Annotated in this window: 20 protein-coding genes; 6 read left to right on the plus strand and 14 right to left on the minus strand. The window is 72.5% G+C overall.

Annotated elements, in window-relative coordinates:
• Positions 1–60 precede the first annotated feature (60 nt).
• From ACFT41_RS11300 to hrcA, 4 genes are all read right to left on the minus strand, one after another.
• A complete protein-coding gene (locus ACFT41_RS11300; protein ID WP_377586751.1) occupies positions 61–411 on the minus strand; it encodes a histidine triad nucleotide-binding protein in 351 nt (116 codons plus the stop codon).
• Between the two features lie 259 nt (positions 412–670).
• Positions 671–1,405 (minus strand): 16S rRNA (uracil(1498)-N(3))-methyltransferase, encoded by a 735-nt coding sequence (locus ACFT41_RS11305; protein WP_377586752.1) that lies wholly within the window; start codon positions 1,403–1,405, stop codon positions 671–673.
• 1 nt (position 1,406) lies between these two features.
• Positions 1,407–2,552, minus strand: a complete 1,146-nt coding sequence (gene dnaJ / locus ACFT41_RS11310) for a molecular chaperone DnaJ (protein ID WP_176734063.1) — start codon at positions 2,550–2,552, stop codon at positions 1,407–1,409.
• A 73-nt stretch (positions 2,553–2,625) separates the two neighbouring features.
• Positions 2,626–3,648 (minus strand): heat-inducible transcriptional repressor HrcA, encoded by a 1,023-nt coding sequence (gene hrcA, locus ACFT41_RS11315; protein ID WP_377586753.1) that lies wholly within the window; start codon positions 3,646–3,648, stop codon positions 2,626–2,628.
• 311 nt (positions 3,649–3,959) lie between these two features.
• Here hrcA and ACFT41_RS11320 point away from each other — a divergent pair, with 311 nt between their 5' ends.
• On the plus strand, positions 3,960–4,580 hold the full coding sequence (locus tag ACFT41_RS11320) for a DUF4870 domain-containing protein (RefSeq protein WP_377613802.1): 621 nt from the start codon (positions 3,960–3,962) through the stop codon (positions 4,578–4,580).
• A 39-nt stretch (positions 4,581–4,619) separates the two neighbouring features.
• Here the strand turns inward: ACFT41_RS11320 and hemW are convergent, their stop codons facing one another.
• A complete protein-coding gene (gene hemW / locus ACFT41_RS11325; RefSeq protein ID WP_377589208.1) occupies positions 4,620–5,843 on the minus strand; it encodes a radical SAM family heme chaperone HemW in 1,224 nt (407 codons plus the stop codon).
• Between the two features lie 19 nt (positions 5,844–5,862).
• Here hemW and ACFT41_RS11330 point away from each other — a divergent pair, with 19 nt between their 5' ends.
• From ACFT41_RS11330 to ACFT41_RS11340, 3 genes are all read left to right on the plus strand, one after another.
• Positions 5,863–6,645, plus strand: coding sequence for an enoyl-CoA hydratase-related protein (locus ACFT41_RS11330; protein WP_377589210.1), 783 nt, complete (start codon positions 5,863–5,865; stop codon positions 6,643–6,645).
• Between the two features lie 226 nt (positions 6,646–6,871).
• Positions 6,872–7,741, plus strand: coding sequence for a hypothetical protein (locus ACFT41_RS11335; protein WP_377589207.1), 870 nt, complete (start codon positions 6,872–6,874; stop codon positions 7,739–7,741).
• Positions 7,742–7,937: 196 nt separating this feature from the next.
• Positions 7,938–8,888, plus strand: coding sequence for a phytanoyl-CoA dioxygenase family protein (locus ACFT41_RS11340; RefSeq protein ID WP_377613803.1), 951 nt, complete (start codon positions 7,938–7,940; stop codon positions 8,886–8,888).
• Positions 8,889–9,014: 126 nt separating this feature from the next.
• Here the strand turns inward: ACFT41_RS11340 and ACFT41_RS11345 are convergent, their stop codons facing one another.
• The 7 genes from ACFT41_RS11345 to ACFT41_RS11375 form a co-directional block, all read right to left on the minus strand.
• Positions 9,015–9,659 (minus strand): MOSC domain-containing protein, encoded by a 645-nt coding sequence (locus tag ACFT41_RS11345; RefSeq protein ID WP_377589205.1) that lies wholly within the window; start codon positions 9,657–9,659, stop codon positions 9,015–9,017.
• 154 nt (positions 9,660–9,813) lie between these two features.
• The gene (locus ACFT41_RS11350; RefSeq protein WP_377589209.1) at positions 9,814–10,647 is read right to left on the minus strand and encodes a carbohydrate ABC transporter permease; all 834 of its coding nucleotides are present in this window, start codon (positions 10,645–10,647) and stop codon (positions 9,814–9,816) included.
• A gap of 11 nt (positions 10,648–10,658) precedes the next feature.
• On the minus strand, positions 10,659–11,645 hold the full coding sequence (locus ACFT41_RS11355; RefSeq protein ID WP_377589204.1) for a carbohydrate ABC transporter permease: 987 nt from the start codon (positions 11,643–11,645) through the stop codon (positions 10,659–10,661).
• Complete coding sequence (locus ACFT41_RS11360) at positions 11,642–12,931, minus strand: sugar ABC transporter substrate-binding protein (RefSeq protein WP_377589203.1); 1,290 nt, start codon at positions 12,929–12,931, stop codon at positions 11,642–11,644. Before ACFT41_RS11360 ends, ACFT41_RS11355 begins: the two co-directional genes overlap by 4 nt.
• A gap of 214 nt (positions 12,932–13,145) precedes the next feature.
• Entirely contained in the window at positions 13,146–13,433 is a 288-nt protein-coding gene (locus ACFT41_RS11365; protein ID WP_377589202.1) for a GlsB/YeaQ/YmgE family stress response membrane protein, read from the minus strand.
• 191 nt (positions 13,434–13,624) lie between these two features.
• Entirely contained in the window at positions 13,625–15,502 is a 1,878-nt protein-coding gene (gene lepA, locus ACFT41_RS11370; protein WP_377589201.1) for a translation elongation factor 4, read from the minus strand.
• A gap of 170 nt (positions 15,503–15,672) precedes the next feature.
• A complete protein-coding gene (locus ACFT41_RS11375) occupies positions 15,673–16,206 on the minus strand; it encodes a DUF4240 domain-containing protein (RefSeq protein ID WP_377589200.1) in 534 nt (177 codons plus the stop codon).
• A gap of 83 nt (positions 16,207–16,289) precedes the next feature.
• Here ACFT41_RS11375 and ACFT41_RS11380 point away from each other — a divergent pair, with 83 nt between their 5' ends.
• A complete protein-coding gene (locus tag ACFT41_RS11380; RefSeq protein ID WP_377589199.1) occupies positions 16,290–17,282 on the plus strand; it encodes a phosphotransferase family protein in 993 nt (330 codons plus the stop codon).
• A 210-nt stretch (positions 17,283–17,492) separates the two neighbouring features.
• Complete coding sequence (gene rpsT, locus ACFT41_RS11385; RefSeq protein WP_377589198.1) at positions 17,493–17,759, plus strand: 30S ribosomal protein S20; 267 nt, start codon at positions 17,493–17,495, stop codon at positions 17,757–17,759.
• Positions 17,760–18,037: 278 nt separating this feature from the next.
• Here rpsT and ACFT41_RS11390 read toward each other — a convergent pair whose 3' ends face one another.
• A complete protein-coding gene (locus ACFT41_RS11390; RefSeq protein ID WP_377589197.1) occupies positions 18,038–18,631 on the minus strand; it encodes a hypothetical protein in 594 nt (197 codons plus the stop codon).
• Entirely contained in the window at positions 18,628–19,608 is a 981-nt protein-coding gene (gene holA, locus ACFT41_RS11395; protein ID WP_377589196.1) for a DNA polymerase III subunit delta, read from the minus strand. The genes ACFT41_RS11390 and holA overlap by 4 nt, the downstream gene beginning before the upstream one ends.
• Between the last annotated feature and the right edge of the window lie 87 nt (positions 19,609–19,695).

The raw sequence follows: 19,695 nt of genomic DNA on the forward strand, positions 1-19,695 counted from the left end.
TGTTGACGCATTCTGTTGTACAAGGGCCCCTCCTAACACCTCGGCGCAGGCGCTCACATCTCAGCGGCAGAGCATCGGGCCCAGCGGCGCGCCGCCGAGCACGTGCGCGTGCACGTGGAAGACCTCCTGGCCGCCGTACGCCCCGGTGTTGAACATGAGCCGGAAACCGTCGCCGAGCAGCCCCTCGTCCTCGGCCACGGCGGCGGCCGCGGCCAGCAGCTCGCCGGCCAGCGCGGGATCGCCCTGGCCCAGGGTCGCCACGTCGGCGTAGTGCTCCTTCGGAATGACCAGCACGTGCACCGGGGCCTTCGGGTCGATGTCGCGGAAGGCGAGGGTGGTGGCGGTCTCCCGGACGACGGTGGCCGGGATCTCCCCGGCGACGATGCGGCAGAACAGGCAGTCGGATCCCATCGGGGCATGGTAAGTCGTGCCGGGCAGCTGCGCGCGCAGCTGCCGGGCGACTGCCGTCCCCGACCCCGGCCCGCGCCCCGGCCCCGACCCGAGCCCCGGCCCCGGCCCCGGCCCCGGCCCCGGCCCCGGCGATCTTGCAGTTACGGCCCCCGCTATACCCGATTTACAACCTTCGTCGGGGCCCAAAGTGCAAGATCGGCGCGCAGAGGGCGCGGGAGGGGCTGGCGGGGCTGGAGGGGCGGGGACCGGTGGGAGGGGGTTACCAGCGGGAGAGGCGGGGGGAGAGGGCGCTGAGGGCGGCGACACCCGCGGTGGAGGTGCGCAACACGTTCGGGCCGAGGCGCACCGGGCGGGCGCCCGCCCCGACGAACGCGGTCAGCTCCGCGTCGGTGATGCCGCCCTCGGGGCCGACGACGAGCACGATCTCGCCCGCGTCGGGCAGCTCGGCGACGGCCAGCCGCTCCTGCGCCTCCTCGTGCAGGACGAACGCGGCGGCGGCCCCGGCGATCCGGCGGGCCACCGTGGCGGTGGACTCGTCGGGGGCACCCGCCACCACCGGCAGCCACGCCCGGCGGGCCTGCTTCGCCGCCTCCCGGGCGGTCGCCGCCCACTTCTCCCGGGCCCGCACGCCCCGCTCGCCGCGCCACTGCGCCACCGAGCGGGACGCCGCCCACGGGACGATCTCGTCCACCCCGACCTCGGTCATCGCCTGCACGGCCAGCTCGCCCCGGTCGCCCTTGGCGATGCCCTGCACCACGACGAGCCGGGGGACGGACGCGTCGACGTACCCCCGGGAGGTGACCCGCAGGTCGAGGGTGCCCCGGCCGACGGCGGTGACCACGGCGGCGGCGGTGCCGCCCCGGCCGTCGGCCAGCAGCAGCTCCTCACCGGCGCGTAGCCGCTGCACGGTGGCGGCATGGTGCCCCTCCGGGCCGCCGAGGGTCAGCCCGTCGCCGGTGGGCAGCGTGTCGACCAGGAACAGCGGCGCCGACACCTCAGGCGTGCCCGTTGAAGGCGTCGCGCATCCGGGAGAAGAAGCCGCCCTGCTTGCTCAGCTCGGCGACCTCCTCGCCCCGGGTCTTGGCGAAGTCGCGCAGCATCTTCTCCTGGTCGGGGTCGAGCTTGGTCGGGGTCCGCACGTCGAGGTGGACGTAGAGGTCGCCCCGGCCGGTGCCGCGCAGGTGCGGCACGCCCCGGGCGCGCAGCCGCAGGGTGCTGCCCGGCTGGGTGCCGGCCTTGACGTCGACCGTCTCCTCGCTGTCGAGGGTCTTGATGGTCAGCCGGGTGCCGAGCGCGGCGGCGGTCATCGGGACGGTGACCCGGCAGTGCAGGTCGTCGCCCTTGCGGGAGTAGACGTCGTGCGGGCGCTCGTGGATCTCGACGTAGAGGTCGCCGGCGGTGCCGCCGCCCGGACCGACCTCGCCCTGCTGGGCGAGCCGGATGCGCATGCCGTCCTCGACCCCGGCCGGGATCTTGACGGTCAGCGAGCGGCGGGTGCGCACCCGCCCGTCGCCAGTGCAGGTCGGGCAGGGGTGCGGGATGGTGGTGCCGTAGCCCTGGCAGACCGTGCACGGCCGGGCGGAGACCACCTGGCCGAGGAAGGTCCGCTGCACCGACTGCACCTCGCCCCGCCCGCCGCACGCCTCGCAGGTGGCCAGGTGGGTGCCGGCCGCCGTGCCCGCACCGGAGCAGGTGGTGCAGAGCACGGCCGTGTCGACGGTGATCGGGGCCTCGACGCCGAACGCCGTCTCGTGCAGGTCAAGCTCCAGGCGCAGGATCGCGTCCGCGCCCGGCCGGGTGCGCGGGCGCGGGCCCCGGGAGCCGCCGGCCGCGCCACCGAAGAAGGCGTCCATGATGTCCTGGAAGCCGACGAACGGGCCGGCCCCGCCGGGCCCGCCCGGGCCGCCCATGCCCCCGCCGCCGGGGGCGAGCGGGTCGCCGCCCAGGTCGACGATCTGCCGTTTCCGGTCGTCCGAGAGGACCTCGTACGCGGCGTTGATGTCCTTGAACTTCTCCTGTGCCTCCGGGTCCGGATTCACGTCCGGGTGGAACTGCCGCGCCAGCTTGCGGTAGGCGCGCTTGATCTCGTCGTCGGAGGCCTCCCGGCTCACGCCGAGGATGCCGTAGTAGTCCCTGGCCACTGCGTCCCGTGTCCTCATGTTCTTGTCGCGTTGCGCCGGTCGTCGGCCGGAGCCGGCCGTCGGCCCTGACTGGTCAGTTCTGGGCCAGCAGCTCGCCCACGTAGCGTGCCACGGCCCGCACGGTGGCGATGGTGCCGGGGTAGTCCATCCGGGTGGGGCCGACCACGCCCAGCCCGCCGAGCGCGGTCACCCCCGGGCCGTACCCGGTGCTCACCACCGAGGCGGCCCGCAGGTTGTCGATCTCGTTCTCGTCGCCGATCAGCACGCGGGTGGTGGTCGACTCGGCCTCGCCGATCAGCTTGAGCATCACCACCTCCTCCTCCAGCGCCTCCAGGATGGGCCGCAGCGACCCCTGGAAGTCGAGCAGGCCGCCCCGGGTCAGGTTGGCGGTGCCGGCCAGTGCGATGCGCTCCTCGTGCCGCTCGACCAGCGTCTCCAGCAGCACGGTGGAGAGCGTGGTCATCGCGCCACGCAGGTGCGGGGTCGACTCCTCCACCAGCGCCTGCACCAGCGGCGGGGTCTCCGACAGCCGGCTGCCCACCAGCTTCTCGTTGACCAGCCGGCGCAGGTCGGTGACGTCGTCGGCGGAGACGGGCGCGGGCAGCTCGACCAACCGCTGCTCGACCCGGCCGGTGTCGGCGATCATCACCAGCATCAGCCGGGTGGTGGAGATCGGCACCAGCTCCAGGTGCCGCACCGAGGAGCGGGCCAGCGAGGGATATTGCACCACGGCGACCTGGCGGGTGAGCTGGGCCAGCAGCCGCACCGTGCGGTGCACCACGTCGTCGAGGTCGACCGCGCCGACCAGGAAGCGTTCGATCGCCCGGCGCTCGGCCGGGCTGAGCGGCTTGACCCGGGACAACCGGTCGACGAAGAGGCGGTAGCCCCGGTCGGTGGGGACCCGGCCGGCGCTGGTGTGCGGCTGCCGGATGTAGCCCTCCTCCTCCAGCACCGCCATGTCGTTGCGGACCGTCGCCGGGGAGACGCCGAGTTGGTGCCGCTCGACCAACGCCTTGCTGCCGACCGGCTCCTGGGTGGCGACGTAGTCCTCGACGATCGCGCGGAGCACGGCGAGCTTGCGGTCGTCCAGACCCACCCCTGCCACCTCCTGTCGCACGTCGGCCCTGGCGGCGCGGCGGCACCGCAGGCCGGCGCTCCGCCGGTGCGTCGACGCCTGGCACTCGACTGTAACGAGTGCCAGTCTACGTCGGCTGCCCCGTCATCGGTAAGATCAACGACGGACCACGGGCGCGGCAGCCGCCGCGCCGGGAGCCCCGTCGGGCGCACGCCGGCCGGTCGACCGCCGCCCGGAGCGGGCCGCCACCTGCGCACGCTGACCGATCATCCGCCACGCCCGACCGGTGTCGCTCTGGTGCCCGCTTGCCCGCAGCCCCTACCGTGACATGCATGACTGAACCACCTCGCCCTCCCGGATCGGGCGACCCCGGCGGCTACCCGCCGGAGCCGAACCCGTCGGCACCGTACGGCTCGCCGGGGCACGAGCCCCCCACCGCACCACTGTCCGGGGCCCCCGGGGCAGGCGGCTATCCCCCGCCCGGTGGCTATCCGCCACCCACCGGCGACCAGCCGCCGTCGGCCGGCTACCCGCCGCCCGGTGGCTATCCGCCGCCCGGCGGCGGCTACCCGGCCGGCGGCGCGTACGGCACGCCCTCCGGCGGCTACGCCAACAACGAGGACAAGACCTGGGTCCTGGTCGCCCACTTCGGTGGCGCGGCGGGGATGTTCCTCGGCGGTGGCGTGCTCGGCTGGCTCGCGCCGCTGATCGCGCTCGTCGCCCGGGGCAGCCAGTCGCCGACGGTCCGCGCCCACGCGGTGGCGGCGCTGAACTTCCAGCTCCTCTGGTCCGTCATCGCCCTGATCGGCTGGATCCTGACCTGCATCCTGGTCGGCCTCCTGATCGGGTTCGCCGCCATGATCATCGGGATCATCTTCGGCATCATCGCCGGCATCAAGGCGAACGAGGGCACCCCCTACCGCTACCCGATGACCGTCAACCTGATCAAGTGACCCCGGCCGGCCGCTCCCCCGGCCGGCCGGGTCACCCCGTCAGGGCAGCAGGTCGCGCACGACCGCGTCGGCCAGCAGCCGGCCGCGCAGAGTGAGCACCGCCCGGCCGGCCGCGTACCCGGCCGGGTCGAGCAGGCCGCCGGCCAGCGCCCGCTGGGCGCCGGCCCGACCCGCGTCGTCCAGCACGGCCAGCGGCAGCCCCGAGGCGAGCCGCAGCCGCAGCATGACGTCCTCCGTGTGGGCCTCGTCGGGCGTGAGCACCTCCCGGGCCAGGCCGGGCGAGCACCCCGCCGCGAGGCGCTTCGCGTACGCGGCCGGGTGCTTGACGTTCCACCAGCGCACCCCGCCGACGTGGCTGTGCGCCCCCGGCCCGAGGCCCCACCAGTCGCCGCCCGTCCAGTACAGCAGGTTGTGCCGGCACCGCCCGCCCGGCGTGCGGGCCCAGTTGGACACCTCGTACCAGGAGAAACCGGCCGCGCCGAGGGCGGCCTCCGCAGCCAGGTAGCGGTCCGCCGCCACGTCGTCGGAGGGGTACGGCAGCTCGCCGCGCCGCATCCGCGCGGCCAGCCGGGTGCCGTCCTCCACAATCAGGGCGTACGCGCTGACGTGGTCCACCCCGGCGGCCACCACCTGCGCCAGGGACGCGGCGAAGTCCTCGGCGCTCTCCCCCGGCGTACCGTAGATCAAATCGAGGTTGACGTGGTCGAACCCGGCGTCGCGGGCCTCCCGGGCGGCCTCGGTGGCCCGGCCGGCGCGGTGCCGGCGGTCGAGGATCGCCAGCACCCCCGGCGCGGCCGACTGCATGCCCAGCGAGATCCGGGTGTACCCGGCGGCCCGCAGGGTCTTCAGCGACTCCGGCGTCACCGATTCGGGGTTGGCCTCGGTGGTCACCTCCGCGTCGGCGGCCAACCCCCAGGTGCGGTCGATGCCGTCGAGGATCCGGGCCAGGTCGTCGGCGGGCAGCAGGGTGGGGGTGCCGCCGCCGACGAAGACGGTGTCGACCCTCGGCGGCGGGAAGTCGCCGAGCACCCGGCCGGCAAGCGCCAGCTCGGCGAGCACCGTGTCGGCGTACGACTCGCGGCTCGCGCCGCCGCCCAGCTCGTCGACGGTGTACGTGTTGAAGTCGCAGTAGCCGCAGCGGCTGGCGCAGAACGGCACGTGCACGTAAACGCCGAAGCCGCGCGCGCCGACGGCGCGGGTGGCGGTGGCGGGCAGCGAGCCGTCGGCCGGGACGGGCTCGCCTTCTGGAAGGACGCCGGGCATGGCCACTAGTGTGCCCGGCATGACCTCCACCGCCGCGCTCGTGCGGGTCGCCACGGCCCGTGGGGTGACCACCCTCACCCTGGACAGCCCGCACAACCGCAACGCGCTCTCCACGCCGCTGATGACCGAGCTGCTGGCCGGGCTGGCCGCCGCGGTCGCCGACGACACGGTCCGGGTGGTGGTGCTCGACCACACCGGCCCGGTCTTCTGCTCCGGCGCGGACCTGAAGGAGACCGCCGCCGCGTACGCCAGCGGGACGGTCCCGGCCGGGCTGCTCGGCGACGTGCTCGCGGCGGTCTGGGAATGCCCGAAGCCGGTGGTGGCCCGGGTCGCCGGGCCGGCGCGGGCCGGCGGGCTGGGCCTGATCGCGGCGGCCGACCTGGCGATCTGCGCGCAGGAGGCGACGTTCGCGTTCACCGAGGTGCGGATCGGGGTGATCCCGGCGGTGATCTCGGCGACCGTGCTGCCCCGGCTGGCGCCCCGGGCCGCCGCCGAGCTGTACCTCACCGGTGACACTTTCGACGGGCGGCGGGCCGCCGAGATCGGCCTGGTCACCACGGCCGTGCCGGCGGACGGCCTCGACGCGGCGGTGGCGCGGGCCTGCGCCTCGCTGGTGCGGGGGGCGCCGCACGCGCTGGCCGGGGCGAAGGAACTGCTGCGCCGCCCGCCGGCGGCCGACCTGCGGGCCGGGATCGCCGAGCTGGCCGCCCTGTCGACCGGATACTTCCTGTCCGACGAGGGGCGCGAGGGCGTGCTGGCGTTCCGGGAGAAGCGCGACGCGAGCTGGGTGCCGACGGACTGACCGGTTGCCGGGTCGGCGGGCCCGCCGGTTTCCAGGCCCGCCGGTTTCCGGGCCCGGGCGCGGGGAAGCCGGTCACGGCTGGCCGACCACCTGCCGTCGGTCGCTGCCGCCGCTCACCAGCCGAACACGCAATGCGGTCGACCCGCAACGGAACGGAACGAATCGGTCGGACGAGCCGGGCGGCGGCGCAGGGGACGTACTCTTGGCGGACGCCGTCGGACAGGGGGTGCGGGTGCGAAGTCGGGCAGTTGTCGCGGCCGGTGTCGTCATCGCCGTGGTCGCCGTGGTGGGAATCTGGCTCGTCGTCCGGCAGGCCGGCGGGCAGCTGCGCCTGCCCCTGTCCCTGACCAGCCGCACCTGCACGGTCCAGGCCGACGGCCAGGTGCGCCTGGACGCCGACCAGATGGCCAACGCCGCCACGATCGCCGCGATCGGCGTCCAGCGGAAGATGCCCGAGCGGGCCGTGGTGGTCGCCCTCGCGACGGCCTACCAGGAGTCGGGGCTGCGCAACCTCTCCGGCGGCGACCGGGACTCGCTGGGCCTGTTCCAGCAGCGACCGAGCCAGGGCTGGGGCACCGAGACACAGATCGCCGACCCCCGGTACGCGACCAGGAAGTTCTACGCCGCGCTCAAGCGGGTGCGCGGCTGGGAGAAGATGCGGGTCACCGACGCGGCGCAGAAGGTGCAGCGCTCGGCGTTCCCCGAGGCGTACCAGAAGTGGGCGGACGAGTCGCAGGTGCTGACCCGGGCGCTGCTCGGTGAGGCGACCGGCGCGGTGGCCTGCACGGTCGGCTCGACGCCGGCGATGCGGGGCACGGCCGCCGCCGCCGCGCTGACCCGGGGCCTGAGCCTGGACTGGGGGCTGCCGGAGGCGGCGTCCCCGGCGGAGCTGACCGGCCTCGCGGTGCCGGCCGACGACCGGCGCGACGGCTGGCGGTACGCGCACTGGCTGGTCTCGCACGCCTCCGACCACGGCGTGAAGCGGGTGCGCTTCGCCGGCCTGGAGTGGACCGCGAAGGGCGGCACGTGGAGCCGGGTGGCCGACGCCTCGGCGACCGACGAGCAGGTGCTCGCCGAGGTCTTCGCCGACGCCTGAGTCGCCTCGGCACTCAGCCCTCGCGCCCTCGTTCTCTCCACCGACAGTTACCGCGCAATCCTCTATATCCGGCAAATGCCCAGCAAAGAGCACCTGATATCACTCTCCGCGATCGACCGACTGCCAACGGCCAACCGGGCTCTTGACACTGCCGGGCGCGCTCCGTACCCGCCCGAGCGGTCGCAGTAGCATCGGCGTGGCTGTGCCAGAGATAGTTTCACCTCATGGGGAGGGGTACGACGCGGTGTTCGATTACGACGGCCGGACCGGCTACGAACCGATCAGCGACACCGACCGCAAGGAGTTCCACGAGCAGGGCTTCCTCCTGCTGCGGAACGTGCTGACGGAGGACCACCGGGCTGCCCTGGAAGAGGCCGTCGACCGCGTGTACGCGGAGGAGAAGGCCAAGGGCACCACCACCAAGGACGGCACCCTGCACCTGCTGGGATTCCTGGAGCGCGACGAGCTCTTCGGCCAGCTGCTGACCCACCCGATCGCCTTCCCGTACATGTGGGGGCTGGCCGGGTGGAACATCTACACCCACCACAACCACCTCGACGTCACCCCGCCGGCGGCGGAGCCGGAGAAGCCGTACTGGGGATGGCACCAGGACGGGTACCGGCAGAACTCCGACCCGGAGACGATGGACCCGAACCTGCCCCGGCCGATGTTCTCGCTGAAGGTGGCGTACGTGCTCTCCGACCTGTCGGAGACCGGCCGCGGCGCCACCAAGGTGATCCCGGGCAGCCACCTGTGGAACTCGCTGCCCCGCCCGGCGGACCTGACGGTGCACAACCCGGACCCGGAGGGCACGGTGGAGATCACCGCGAACCCGGGCGACGCGTTCATCTTCGACCGCCGCCAGTGGCACTCCCGATCGACGAACCTGTCGAACATCACCCGCAAGATGCTCTTCGTGGGCTACACGTACCGGTGGATCCGCCCGCTGGACGAGCTGCACATCGACCCCGAGGGCGAGTGGTGGGCCAACCGCACGCCGGTGCAGCGCCAACTCTGCGGCGAGGGCACCCACACCGCCAACTACTGGGGCATCAACTGGAACGGGTACGTCGACGACGAGATCCCGCTCCGCAAGGAGCTCAAGGAGCGCGGCCTGCTCGACCGCAGCATCCCCTGGCTCCGCTGACGATGTAAGGAAGGGCCCCCTGTTAACGCTTTCTGCATAGCAGGGGGCCCTTCTCAACGCCCGGGTGCGGCGGTCCCCAGCGGAGCTGAACGCGGTCGAGCTGAACGTGCGGCGGCGCCGGGGCGGTCAGGCGTCCGGTGTGGCGAGCCGGCGCTCGACCTTCCGCCGGAGCGGCTCGGGCAGGCCGGGGACGTCGAGCAGCCGGGGCAGCAGCTCCGGCTCCAGGGTGGTCGCCCGGAACACCTCACCGACGGTCACCCCGTGCACCGGCCGCTCCACCACCTCCACCGGGTCGCCCGCGCCGACCTCGCCCTCCCGCAGCACCCGCAGGTACGCCCCCGGGGCGGCCCGCGCCGTGAACCGCTTGGTCAGGTCCGGTACGCCCCAGAACCCGGCGAACGTCACGCACGGCGTGCGCGGCTTGGTCACCTCCAGCAGGGCCGACCCGATCTGCCACCGCTCGCCGACGACCGCCCCGGTCACGTCCACCGCGTACGTGGTCAGGTTCTCGCCGAACGCCCCCGGCCCGATGTCGCGGGCCAGCTCGGCCGCCCACCACGCCGCGTCCTCCTCGGCGTACGCGTAGACCGTCTGGTCGGGCCCGCCGTGATGGGCCCGTTCGCCGATGAAGTCGCCGGCCACCCCGTCGACGCGCAGCAGCACCGGCCCGTCCACCGGCCGCTTGTCGATCCCGCTGCGGCCGCTCGCGTCGCCCGCCCACTCCGCCTCGGTCATCACACCGAGGTTCACCGTCACCAGCCTGCCCGTCATGGCGTCAGCCTACGGCGACATCGCGGCCCGCCAATGCCCCGCCCGACCCAGGCCCGCCGACCCCCGCCCGACGCGGCCCGCTCCGCCCGACGGGGTGTGAGAAGGGGCCCCTTCTCGACAGAATGCGTTAACAAGGGGCCCCTCCTTGCACACCTCAGCCCTTGACGGCGCCCGCCACCAGGCCGGAGACCATCCGGCGCTGCACCAGCAGGAAGAAGATGATCACCGGCAGGGTGAACAGCGTCGAGGCCGCCATCACCGGCCCCCAGGCGGTGTCGTCGCGGCCGAAGAAGAACGTCATCGCCACCGGCAAGGTGTACCGGTCCTGGTCGTTGACGAAGGTCAACGCGAAGATCAGCTCGTTCCAGGCGGTGATGAAGGAGAAGATGCTGGTGGCCACCAGGCCTGGCGCGACCAGCGGGAACAGGATGCGGCGGAAGGTCTGCGCGCGGCTCGCGCCGTCGATCGCCGCAGCCTCTTCCAGTTCCTTCGGCACGGCGGCCACGAAGCCGCGCAGCATCCAGACCGCGAACGGCAGCGAGAAGCCGAGGTACGTCAGGATCAGGCTGGGCAGCGTGTTGTAGAGGCCCAGCCGCTGGATCATCAGGAACAGGGGGATGACCAGCGCCTCCAACGGGATCATCTGCACGACCAGCAGCATGATCAGGAAACTGGTGCGCAGCTTGAACCGGAACCGGGCCACCGCGGTCGCCGCCAGCAGCGCGACCAGGCCGCTGAGCACCACGGTCGACACCGCCACGAGCACGGAGTTGAGGAAGAAGTCCAGAAACGTCACGCCGGGGATGAGGTTGCCGGTGAGGATCTCCCGGTAGTGCTCCAGCGTCGGCGCGGTCGGCACCGGCCGGGGCGTGGCCGAGAATATCTCCCGGTTCGGCTTGAGCGACGTCGCGATCATCCAGTAGACGGGGAACGCCGCGAAGAGCGCCACCAGCAGGCCCGCGCCGTTGAGGGCGACCCGCTTCACCACCGCGCCGCGCTTCACGACTCCTCCTCCTGCTTGAGCACCATCCGCACGTAGAGGCCGGTCACCACCAGCAGGATCAGCGTGAGGAGGACGGCGATCGCCGCGCCCAGGCCGTACTTGGGGGGCGGGGAGAACGCCTCGGCGTACGAGTAGATCGACAGCATGAACGTCGGCCGGTCCTGGGTGCCGCCGGCCAGCACGAACTGCTGGGTGAACACCTTGAAGTCCCAGATGGTGGAGAGCACCACGAGGATGCCGAAGACGGGCCGCAGCAGCGGGAAGGTGATCTTCCAGAAGACCTTCCACGGGCCGGCCCCGTCGACCCGGGCGGCCTCGTGCAGCTCGCTCGGCACGCTCTTCAACCCCGCCAGCACGCTCACCGCGATGAACGGGAACGAGTGCCAGACCACCACGAGGGTGAGGATGGCGAAGAACATCAGCGGCGAGTTGAACCAGCCGTACCCGGTCCAGTCGGTGTGGCCGAACAGCGCGTTCGACAGCCCGTCGGGCAGGGCGTTGAACAGCCAGGTGACCAGGCCCGAGGTGTCGTCGAACAGCCACTTCCACACGATGGTGCCGGTCAGGGCCGGGGTGGCCCAGGCCAGCATCACGCAGCTGGCCACGAAGGTGGCCATCCGCCTGCCGAGCCGGTTGAGCAGCAGCCCGACCAGTGTGCCGAGGATCATCGTGAGAGCGACGTTGGCCACGGCGAAGAGCACCGTGTTGCGCAGCACCGTGCGGAAGAACGGGTCGCCGAGGATCTCGGCGTAGTTACCGAGCCCGACCCACGGCCATTCCCGGTCGCCGCGCAACTGCCGGACGTTGTCGAGCCGGAAGAAGGACATCGCCACGACCTGGCCGAGGGGCCACAGCAGCAGGACGCCGATGATCACCAGGCAGGGCAGGAGCAGCAGGTAGGGCAGGCGGTCGACCCGGCGACGCCGCCGCGCGGGGGTCTCCCGCGCGGCGGGCGTCTCCGGCGCCTGGGTCAGCGTGGTCACTTCGCGTTGAGGATGCTTTCCATCTCGGCGGCCGCGTCGGCGGTGGCCTGCTCGACCGTCTTCTGACCCTTGATGACCGAGCTGTTCATGGCCTGGGTCACCGTCTTGGTGCGGCTGGCCTCGACCCACTTCGGGGTGAGCGGGGTCAGCCTGGTGTTCTGCAACGAGGTGGCGAACGCCGCCATGATCTTGTCGTTGGCGTACTCGCCGCCGCCGACGAGGTCGGAGTAGACCGGGAAGAAGCCGAGGCTGCTGGCGAACTCCTTGTCCTTCTGCTTGCTCAGCAGCACAGTCAGGTAGTCCCAGGCGAGGTCCTGCTTCTTGCTGTCCTGCCACAGTGCGATGTCGGAGCCGCCGGCGAAGGCCGGGGCCGGTTTGCCGTCCGGGCCGGGGATGGGGAAGGTGCCCCAGACCTTCTCGATCTCGGGGTTGTCCTTCTTGATGGCGCCGGCCTGCCAGCTGCCGGCGAAGGCCATGGCCGCCTTGCCGGTGGCGAACTGGGTGCGGGCGTCGATCTCGTTCCAGCCGGCGGCGGCGGGCGGGGCGACCTTGTGCACGGTGACGAGGTCGGTCCAGAACTTGACCGCCTGCTGGGCCTGCGGGGTGGTGTAGCCGGACTTCCAGGTGTCGCCCTGCTGGGTGGCGATCTCGCCGCCCGCGCCCCAGAGGAACGAGTAGAACGGCAGTTCCGAGTTGCCCGGCAGCGCGATGCCGTAGGTGCCCGGCTTCTTGGCCTGCACGGCCTTGGCGGCGGCGACCAGCTCGTCCCAGGTCGTCGGCGGCTTGACGCCGGCTTCGGCGAACCAGTCGGTGCGGTAGTACAGCGCGCGGACGCCGGCGTACCACGGCACGCCGTACTGCTTGCCGTCGAGCTGGGCGTTGCGGACGAGGTCGGGCAGGATGTCCTTGCCCTCGGGCCAGGCGGCGAACTTGGCGGTGACGTCGGCGAGCGCTTCCTGGTCTGCCCAGCCCTGGGTCTCGGTGTTGCCGAGCTCGGTCACGTCGGGGCCTTCGCCGCCCGCGAGGGCCGCCTGGAACTTCTTCGGCGCCTCGAGCCAGGGGATGTACTGGACGACGACGTCGGTGTCGGGGTGCTTCTTCTTGAACTCGGTTTCGACGCCGTCGAGGAACGCGGTCTGCGCCTCGCTGCCCTCGCCCATCATCCAGACCGTCAGCTTGCCGTTGTCGGCGGCCGCGTCGTCGCCCGAGCCACCACATCCGACAAGCACCATCGCGGCCGACGCCACCACGGCGGTGACCGGGGCCAGCCGTTTCCACCTGTTCACGCCACATCTCCCTCGCGCCGTCCTGGCACTAACCTTCTCTGCCGCACCCTAGTAGGAAAAATTCCTTTACGACAGGGGTCGGACGGGGGCGAGGCGACCGTACCGCAGGCGAGAGACCCGGGGGCAGCCCGACATCAGGGCAAAACCGGGCGTACACACGCGAACGGGCGCCCGACCGCGGAGGTCGGACGCCCGTTCGTACGCTGCGGGGTGCTTACCGGTGGGTGACGCTGCGGCGACGGCCCACACCGGCGACCAGGGCCACGGCGATGGCAGCCAGCACGACCTGGACCAGCAGCTCCGCCCAGTCGACGCCGGCGGTCTCGGTGGCGATGCCCATGGCCCGGGCGAGCACGGTGCCGAGCAGGGCGGCGCCGACGCCGATCAGCATGTGCAGCCAGATCGGCATGTTCTGCCGACCCGGGACGACCAGGCGGCCCAGAGCGCCGACGATGAGACCAACGACGATGGCGGTGATGATGCCCCAAACGGTGAACTCCATGGTCGCCCTCCTCCTCAAGAAGTGTCACAACGGCGGGTTGAAGCTGTCGTGACCGCTAAGTTCCCGAGGGCCCGAAAATCCAAACCCGGGCGTGGCACCGCGCCCTGGCGCGCAACGAGAAATCACCTGCCGTACGCCCGCGGACGCGGTCGGCTCGGCACGGATCCGCTCCGCGCCGAGCCGACCGTGGCTCACTTCTTGCCGGCGGCCTTGCCGTCGCCGGAGTCGGACGAGAGGGCGGCGATGAACGCCTCCTGGGGGACCTCGACCCGGCCCACCATCTTCATCCGCTTCTTGCCTTCCTTCTGCTTCTCCAGCAGCTTGCGCTTGCGGCTGATGTCACCGCCGTAGCACTTGGCGAGCACGTCCTTGCGGATCGCCCGGATGGTCTCCCGGGCGATCACCCGGCTGCCGATGGCCGCCTGGATCGGCACCTCGAACTGCTGACGCGGGATCAGGTTGCGCAGCTTCGCCGCGATGGTGACGCCGTAGTTGTACGCCTTGTCCTTGTGCACGATGGCGCTGAACGCGTCCACCGGCTCGCCGTGCAGCAGAATGTCCACCTTCACCAGGTCGGACGCCTGCTCGCCGGAGGGCTCGTAGTCCAGGGAGGCGTACCCCTTGGTGCGGCTCTTGAGCTGGTCGAAGAAGTCGAAGATGATCTCGGCCAGGGGCAGGGTGTAGCGCAGCTCGACCCGGTCGGCGGAGAGGTAGTCCATGCCGAGCAGGCTGCCCCGGCGGCCCTGGCACAGCTCCATGACCGCGCCGACGTAGTCGTTCGGGGTCAGGACGGTGGCCCGCACCACCGGCTCGTACACCTCGGCGATCCTGCCGGTGGGGTACTCGCTCGGGTTGGTCACCACCAGTTCCTGGCCCTCCTCCGTGATGGCCCGGTAGACCACGTTCGGCGCGGTGGAGATCAGGTCGAGGTTGTACTCCCGCTCCAGCCGCTCCCGGATGATCTCCAGGTGCAGCAGGCCGAGGAAGCCGCAGCGGAAGCCGAACCCGAGCGCGCCCGAGGTTTCCGGCTCGTAGTCCAGCGCGGCGTCGTTGAGCTTGAGCTTGTCCAGCGCCTCGCGCAGGTTGGGGTAGTCGGACCCGTCGATCGGGTAGAGGCCGGAGTAGACCATCGGCTTCGGGTCCTTGTAGCCGCCCAGGGCCTGCGTCGCGGGTCGGGTGTTGATGGTGACGGTGTCACCGACCCGGGACTGGCGGACGTCCTTCACGCCGGTGATCAGGTAACCCACCTCGCCGACGCCGAGCGCGTCGGCCTTCACCATCTCCGGGGAGATGACGCCGATCTCCAGCAGCTCGTGGACGGCGCCGGTGGACATCATCTTGATCCGGTCCCGGGCGCTGATCCGGCCGTCGATCACCCGGACGTAGGTGACCACGCCCCGGTAGACGTCGTACACCGAGTCGAAGATCATCGCGCGGGCGGGCGCGGCGGCGTCGCCGACCGGCGGGACGAACTGCCGCACGATCTCGTCGAGCAGGTACGGCACGCCGTCGCCGGTCTTGCCGGAGACCCTGATGCAGTCCTCCGGGTCGCCGCCGATCAGGTGGGCCAGCTCCTCGGCGTACTTCTCGGGCTGGGCGGCCGGCAGGTCGATCTTGTTGAGCACCGGGATGATCTTCAGGTCGTTCTCGAGCGCCAGGTAGAGGTTCGCCAGGGTCTGCGCCTCGATGCCCTGGGCGGCGTCGACCAGCAGCAGCGCGCCCTCGCAGGCGGCCAGGGACCGGGACACCTCGTACGTGAAGTCGACATGACCCGGGGTGTCGATCATGTTGAGGACGGCCTGCTCGCCGGCCCGGTCGCCCTCCCGGATCGTCCACGGCATCCGCACGGCCTGGCTCTTGATGGTGATGCCGCGCTCGCGCTCGATGTCCATCCGGTCCAGGTATTGCGCGCGCATCTGCCGGGGGTCGACCACGCCGGTGAGCTGCAACATCCGGTCGGCCAGGGTCGACTTCCCGTGGTCGATGTGGGCGATGATGCAGAAGTTCCGGATGCGCGCCGGGTCGGTGGCACCAGGAGCGTTCGCGCCGGAATCGAGCGTCGGTGGCACATCGGTCCGTTCTGGTCGGCTGACGTGAGCGGGCCGGCGTGGACGCCAGCCCCCTCTATGCTCCCACGTCGCCCCGGCGGCGGTCGGATCACTCCTCCCGGCGTCCCACCGGCCGCCGGCCCCTGCCCCCGCCCGTCACTCCTGCGGGGCTGTCACTCCCCCAGGGCCCGTCACTCCTGCGGGGCCTCGACGAACAGCGCGGCGAGCTTCGGCAACTGGCGACGGGCCTCGTCCTCGTCGTCGAAATCCCAGAACTCGCCCAGCTCCGGGTAAGGGACCTGCTCCACCGGCGGCAGCTCGGCGGCGGTCGCCTTCCGGTACGCCTCCTGGGCGACCGTCAGCATCGCCTCGGCCTCGAACTCCTCGCCGGTGTGCGCCGCCTGACGGATCTTCGGCAGCTCGGCCAGCGAGTCCGGGTCGGCCACGGCACGGGCGAAGACCTGCCGACCCTGGGTGATCAGCCAACCCCGGAAGTACTCGAACCCGTCGTCGGACGCGCCGCCGTTGATCAGGTAGGCGGCGCCCCAGAGCTCGGCCCGGTAGGACGCCGCCAGCACCCGGCGCTGGTGCCGCGCGTACCCGATGATGTCGGCGGCGTCGCGCTCGGCCAGCAGCGCGACCGCCCGCGCGGCGACCGTGCCGGCCGCACCGCCCCCGCCGGCCCGGGCCCGGTCGATCAACTGCCAGAAGTCGTCGGTCCTCATGGTCTCGCAGTCTGGCAGAGCCGTCCGACGCCGGCGGGCGACACGGTACGGCGGGAGCGGGCGGAGTGGGGCAGCATGGGCGGGTGACCCCGTTCTCGCCACCCCCGGTGTCGTACGACGCCACCGCCAGCCGGCCCGGCTGGGCGGAACTACCGGCGGCGCTGCGGGCGGCGGTGATCGCCCGGCTGGGCGCGCCGGTGTCGGTGGCCCGGGTGGCCGGCGCCGGGTTCACCCGGGGCTTCGCCGCCGTGCTGGAGTGCGCCGACGGCCGGCGCGTGTTCGTCAAGGCGGCGTCGCTGACCGAGCAGCGTCACCTCGTCGACTGGTACGCCCGGGAGGCCGCCGTGCTCGACCGGCTCCCCGCCGGCCTGCCGGTCCCCCGCCCGCGCTGGACGGTCGCGGCGGCCGGCTGGTACGCCATCGGCCTGGACGCCATCGACGGCCGGACGCCCGCGCTGCCCTGGACCCGCGCCGATCTCGACGCCACCCTGGCCGGGTACGCCGAGGTGGCGGCGGCCCTCGCCGACCCGCCGCCCGAACTGGTCGCGCTCGGCCTGCCCCGACTGGCCGACCTGGCCCGGGAGGACATCCTCTGGTGGGGTGAGGTGGCCGCCGGCCGGGAGCCGACCCCGGACCTGCCGCCCGGGGCGCGAAGTCGGCTGTCCGAGCTGGTCGCGCTGGAGTCCCGCCTACCCGGGTACGCCGAACACGGCGGCCTAGCCCACGGCGACCTGCGACTGGACAACGTGCTCGTCGACCCGGCCGGGCGGGCCTGGTTCTGCGACTGGAACTGGCTCTGCCACGGGCCGGCCTGGTTCGACCTGGTCAGCCTGCTGATCACCGCCCACGCCAGCGGCCTGGACGCCGACGCGCTCTTCGCGGGGCATCCGGCGGCTGGCGGGGCACCCCTGGACGCCCTCGACGTGACGCTCGCCGCGCTCTCGGGATACCTGCTCACCTCGGCGTCCTCCGGCCCCACGGACGCGTCCCCGCACCTGCGGGCCCACCAGCGCTGGAGCGGTGCGCAGGCCCTCGGCTGGCTCGCTGCCCGGCAGGGGTGGGACCTCGCCACCTGACCGGGGCGGGCGCACCGCCGGGACCGGGGCGGGCCTCGCCGGCCGGACAGGCGTGGGACCTCGCCGGCCGGCGTCGAGGACCGGCGGATGGCGGAGGGCCGTTTTGGCTCGTCCCGGCGGACCTGGTAGCCTGGCTCTTCGCGCAGCGACGACGCATTCTCGTCGCGCGTACAAGCAGACCAACCCGAGCTATCAAGACGAGGCTGTCGCGTGGCGAACATCAAGTCCCAGATCAAGCGCAACCGGCAGAACGAGAAGCGCCGGCTGCGTAACAAGTCGGTCAAGTCGTCGCTGAAGACCGCCATCCGGAAGTTCCACGAGGCCGCTGAGGCCGGCGACGCCGAGAAGGCTGCCGCTCTCATGCAGGACGCCTCGCGCAAGCTGGACAAGGCGGTCAGCAAGGGCGTGATCCACTCCAACCAGGCGGCCAACCGCAAGTCGGCGATCGCCAAGCGCGTGGTCTCACTCTCCGCCTGACGCGGCGAACACAGACCTGGCCGGAAGCCCCGGGATCCCCGGGGCTTCCGGCTTTCCGCGTGCCCGGATACTCCACCAGGTCGGATCTCGCGTGACCTGGTTTCGCGTGACCTGGTTTCGCGTGGCCGGATCTCGCCGGTCTGCCGCAGGGTAGCGCTGCCATGTCGGCGACATGGGGCCTTCCGGCACCGCTGATAGCGCCATGTCGGCGACATGGAGTCGATCACCCGGCCACCACCGGCCCAACGAGGATCGTGCGTCCCGGGGCGGAAGCCGGATCAACCGCCGGGTCGGTTCTCCTCCACGCGGGGCTTCGACTCAAATCCGACGAACTCGGAGCCGACAAACTCGGAGCCGACGAGGGCGCCGGGGTCCATGCCCGGCGTCCCGCGCTGTCCACCGGCACGTACGCCGCTGATGGCGACCCGGCCCCGGGCACCGGTCGCGCCCGCGTGGCCGCCGGCACTGCGCACAGTGGCACCGGCACTCCGGCCCGGAGCACCAGCACTGCCGGACGGGGCAGCCACACTCCGCACCGTGGCGCGGCCGACAACGGGCTCCAGCTGCCGGCGAAAGCGATCCCGTTCCTGCTCGGGCACCAGGGCGGCCGTCCGGACCACCACCTCGGCCACCATGTCGTTGAGCTTGACCATCACGGCCACGGCGGCGGGCAGGACGAGCACCGCCCACCAGGTCACCAGCTCGGCCAGGGCGAGCAGGGCGGCCAGCGATACGGCCCCCTCGAAGAAGAGGAAGCAGAGCACCCCGCCGGGGTTGACGAACCGCAGGCCGAGGGCCCGGGCGTAGAGGGGGCGGTACCGTTCCTCCTCGGTGGGCACGGTCGCCCACGACGCCCGGACCGGCCGGTTCACCGGGTGCCGCCCTGCCGGGCCGCAGCGACCGAGAACACGGCCCGTTCCAGGGCGTACGCCCGGTCGTCCGAGCCACCCTTGACCGCCGCGTTGCACTCGGCGGCTGCCTGCATCGCCCGTACCAGCCCCTCCGGCGTCCAGCCCCGGGCCCGCTGCTGGGCGCTCTTGATCTTCCAGGCCGGCATGCCGAGGCTGCTCGCCAGCTGGTACGGGTCGCCCCGCCCCGCCGCCGCGACCCGGGCAACGGTGCGGACCCCGTCGGCCAGCGCGTCGGCGATCGGGACCGGGTCGACGCCGACGTGCAGCGCCCAGCGCAGCGCCTCGAGCGCCGCCGGGACGTCGCCGATCATGGTGGCGTCCGCGACGGTGAAGCCGCTCACCTCCACCCGCCCCTTGTAGTAGCGGGCCACGGTGTCGGCTCCGATCCGGCCGTCGGTGTCGGCGACCAGTTGCGAGCAGGCGGCGGCGAGCTCACGCAGATCGGTGCCGACCGCCGCGATGAGGGCCTCCGCCGCGTCGTCGGTGCACCTGCCGCCGGCCCGGCGGACCTCGTCGCGGACGAAGGCCACCCGCTCGCGGTGCCCCTTGAGCTTCGCCGCCGGCACCACGGTCGCGCCGGTCGCGCGCAGCCCGTCCGCGAACGCCTTGCCCTTGGCCGCCCCGAGGTGCAGCACCACGAGGTGGACCTCGGGGTCGGGGTTCTTCGCGTACGCCAGCAGGGCGGCGACCAGGTCCTTGCGGGCGTCCTGACCGGCGCGCAGGACCAGCACCCGCCGGCCGCCGAACAGCGACGGGCTGAGCATCTCGGCGATCTCGCCGACGGTCAGTGCGCCGGCCTGGTACTCCCGGACGTCCACCTCGGGGTCGACGGCGCGGACCCGGGCCACCGCTTCGGTCACCGCGCGCGTGGCGAGCAGCTCCTCGTCACCGAGGACCAGCAGAATGGGGGCGAGGTCGGGCGCGGTCACGCCGCCCATGTTCGCACGTCCGCTCCGCCACGCGTGCCTGCTCGTCGAGCCCCGTGACGCAGAGCCCGCACTCAACGCAAATCTAGACATTCAACG

Source organism: Micromonospora sp. NPDC057141, from assembly GCF_042670805.1.
Classification (GTDB): Bacteria; Actinomycetota; Actinomycetes; order Mycobacteriales; family Micromonosporaceae; genus Micromonospora.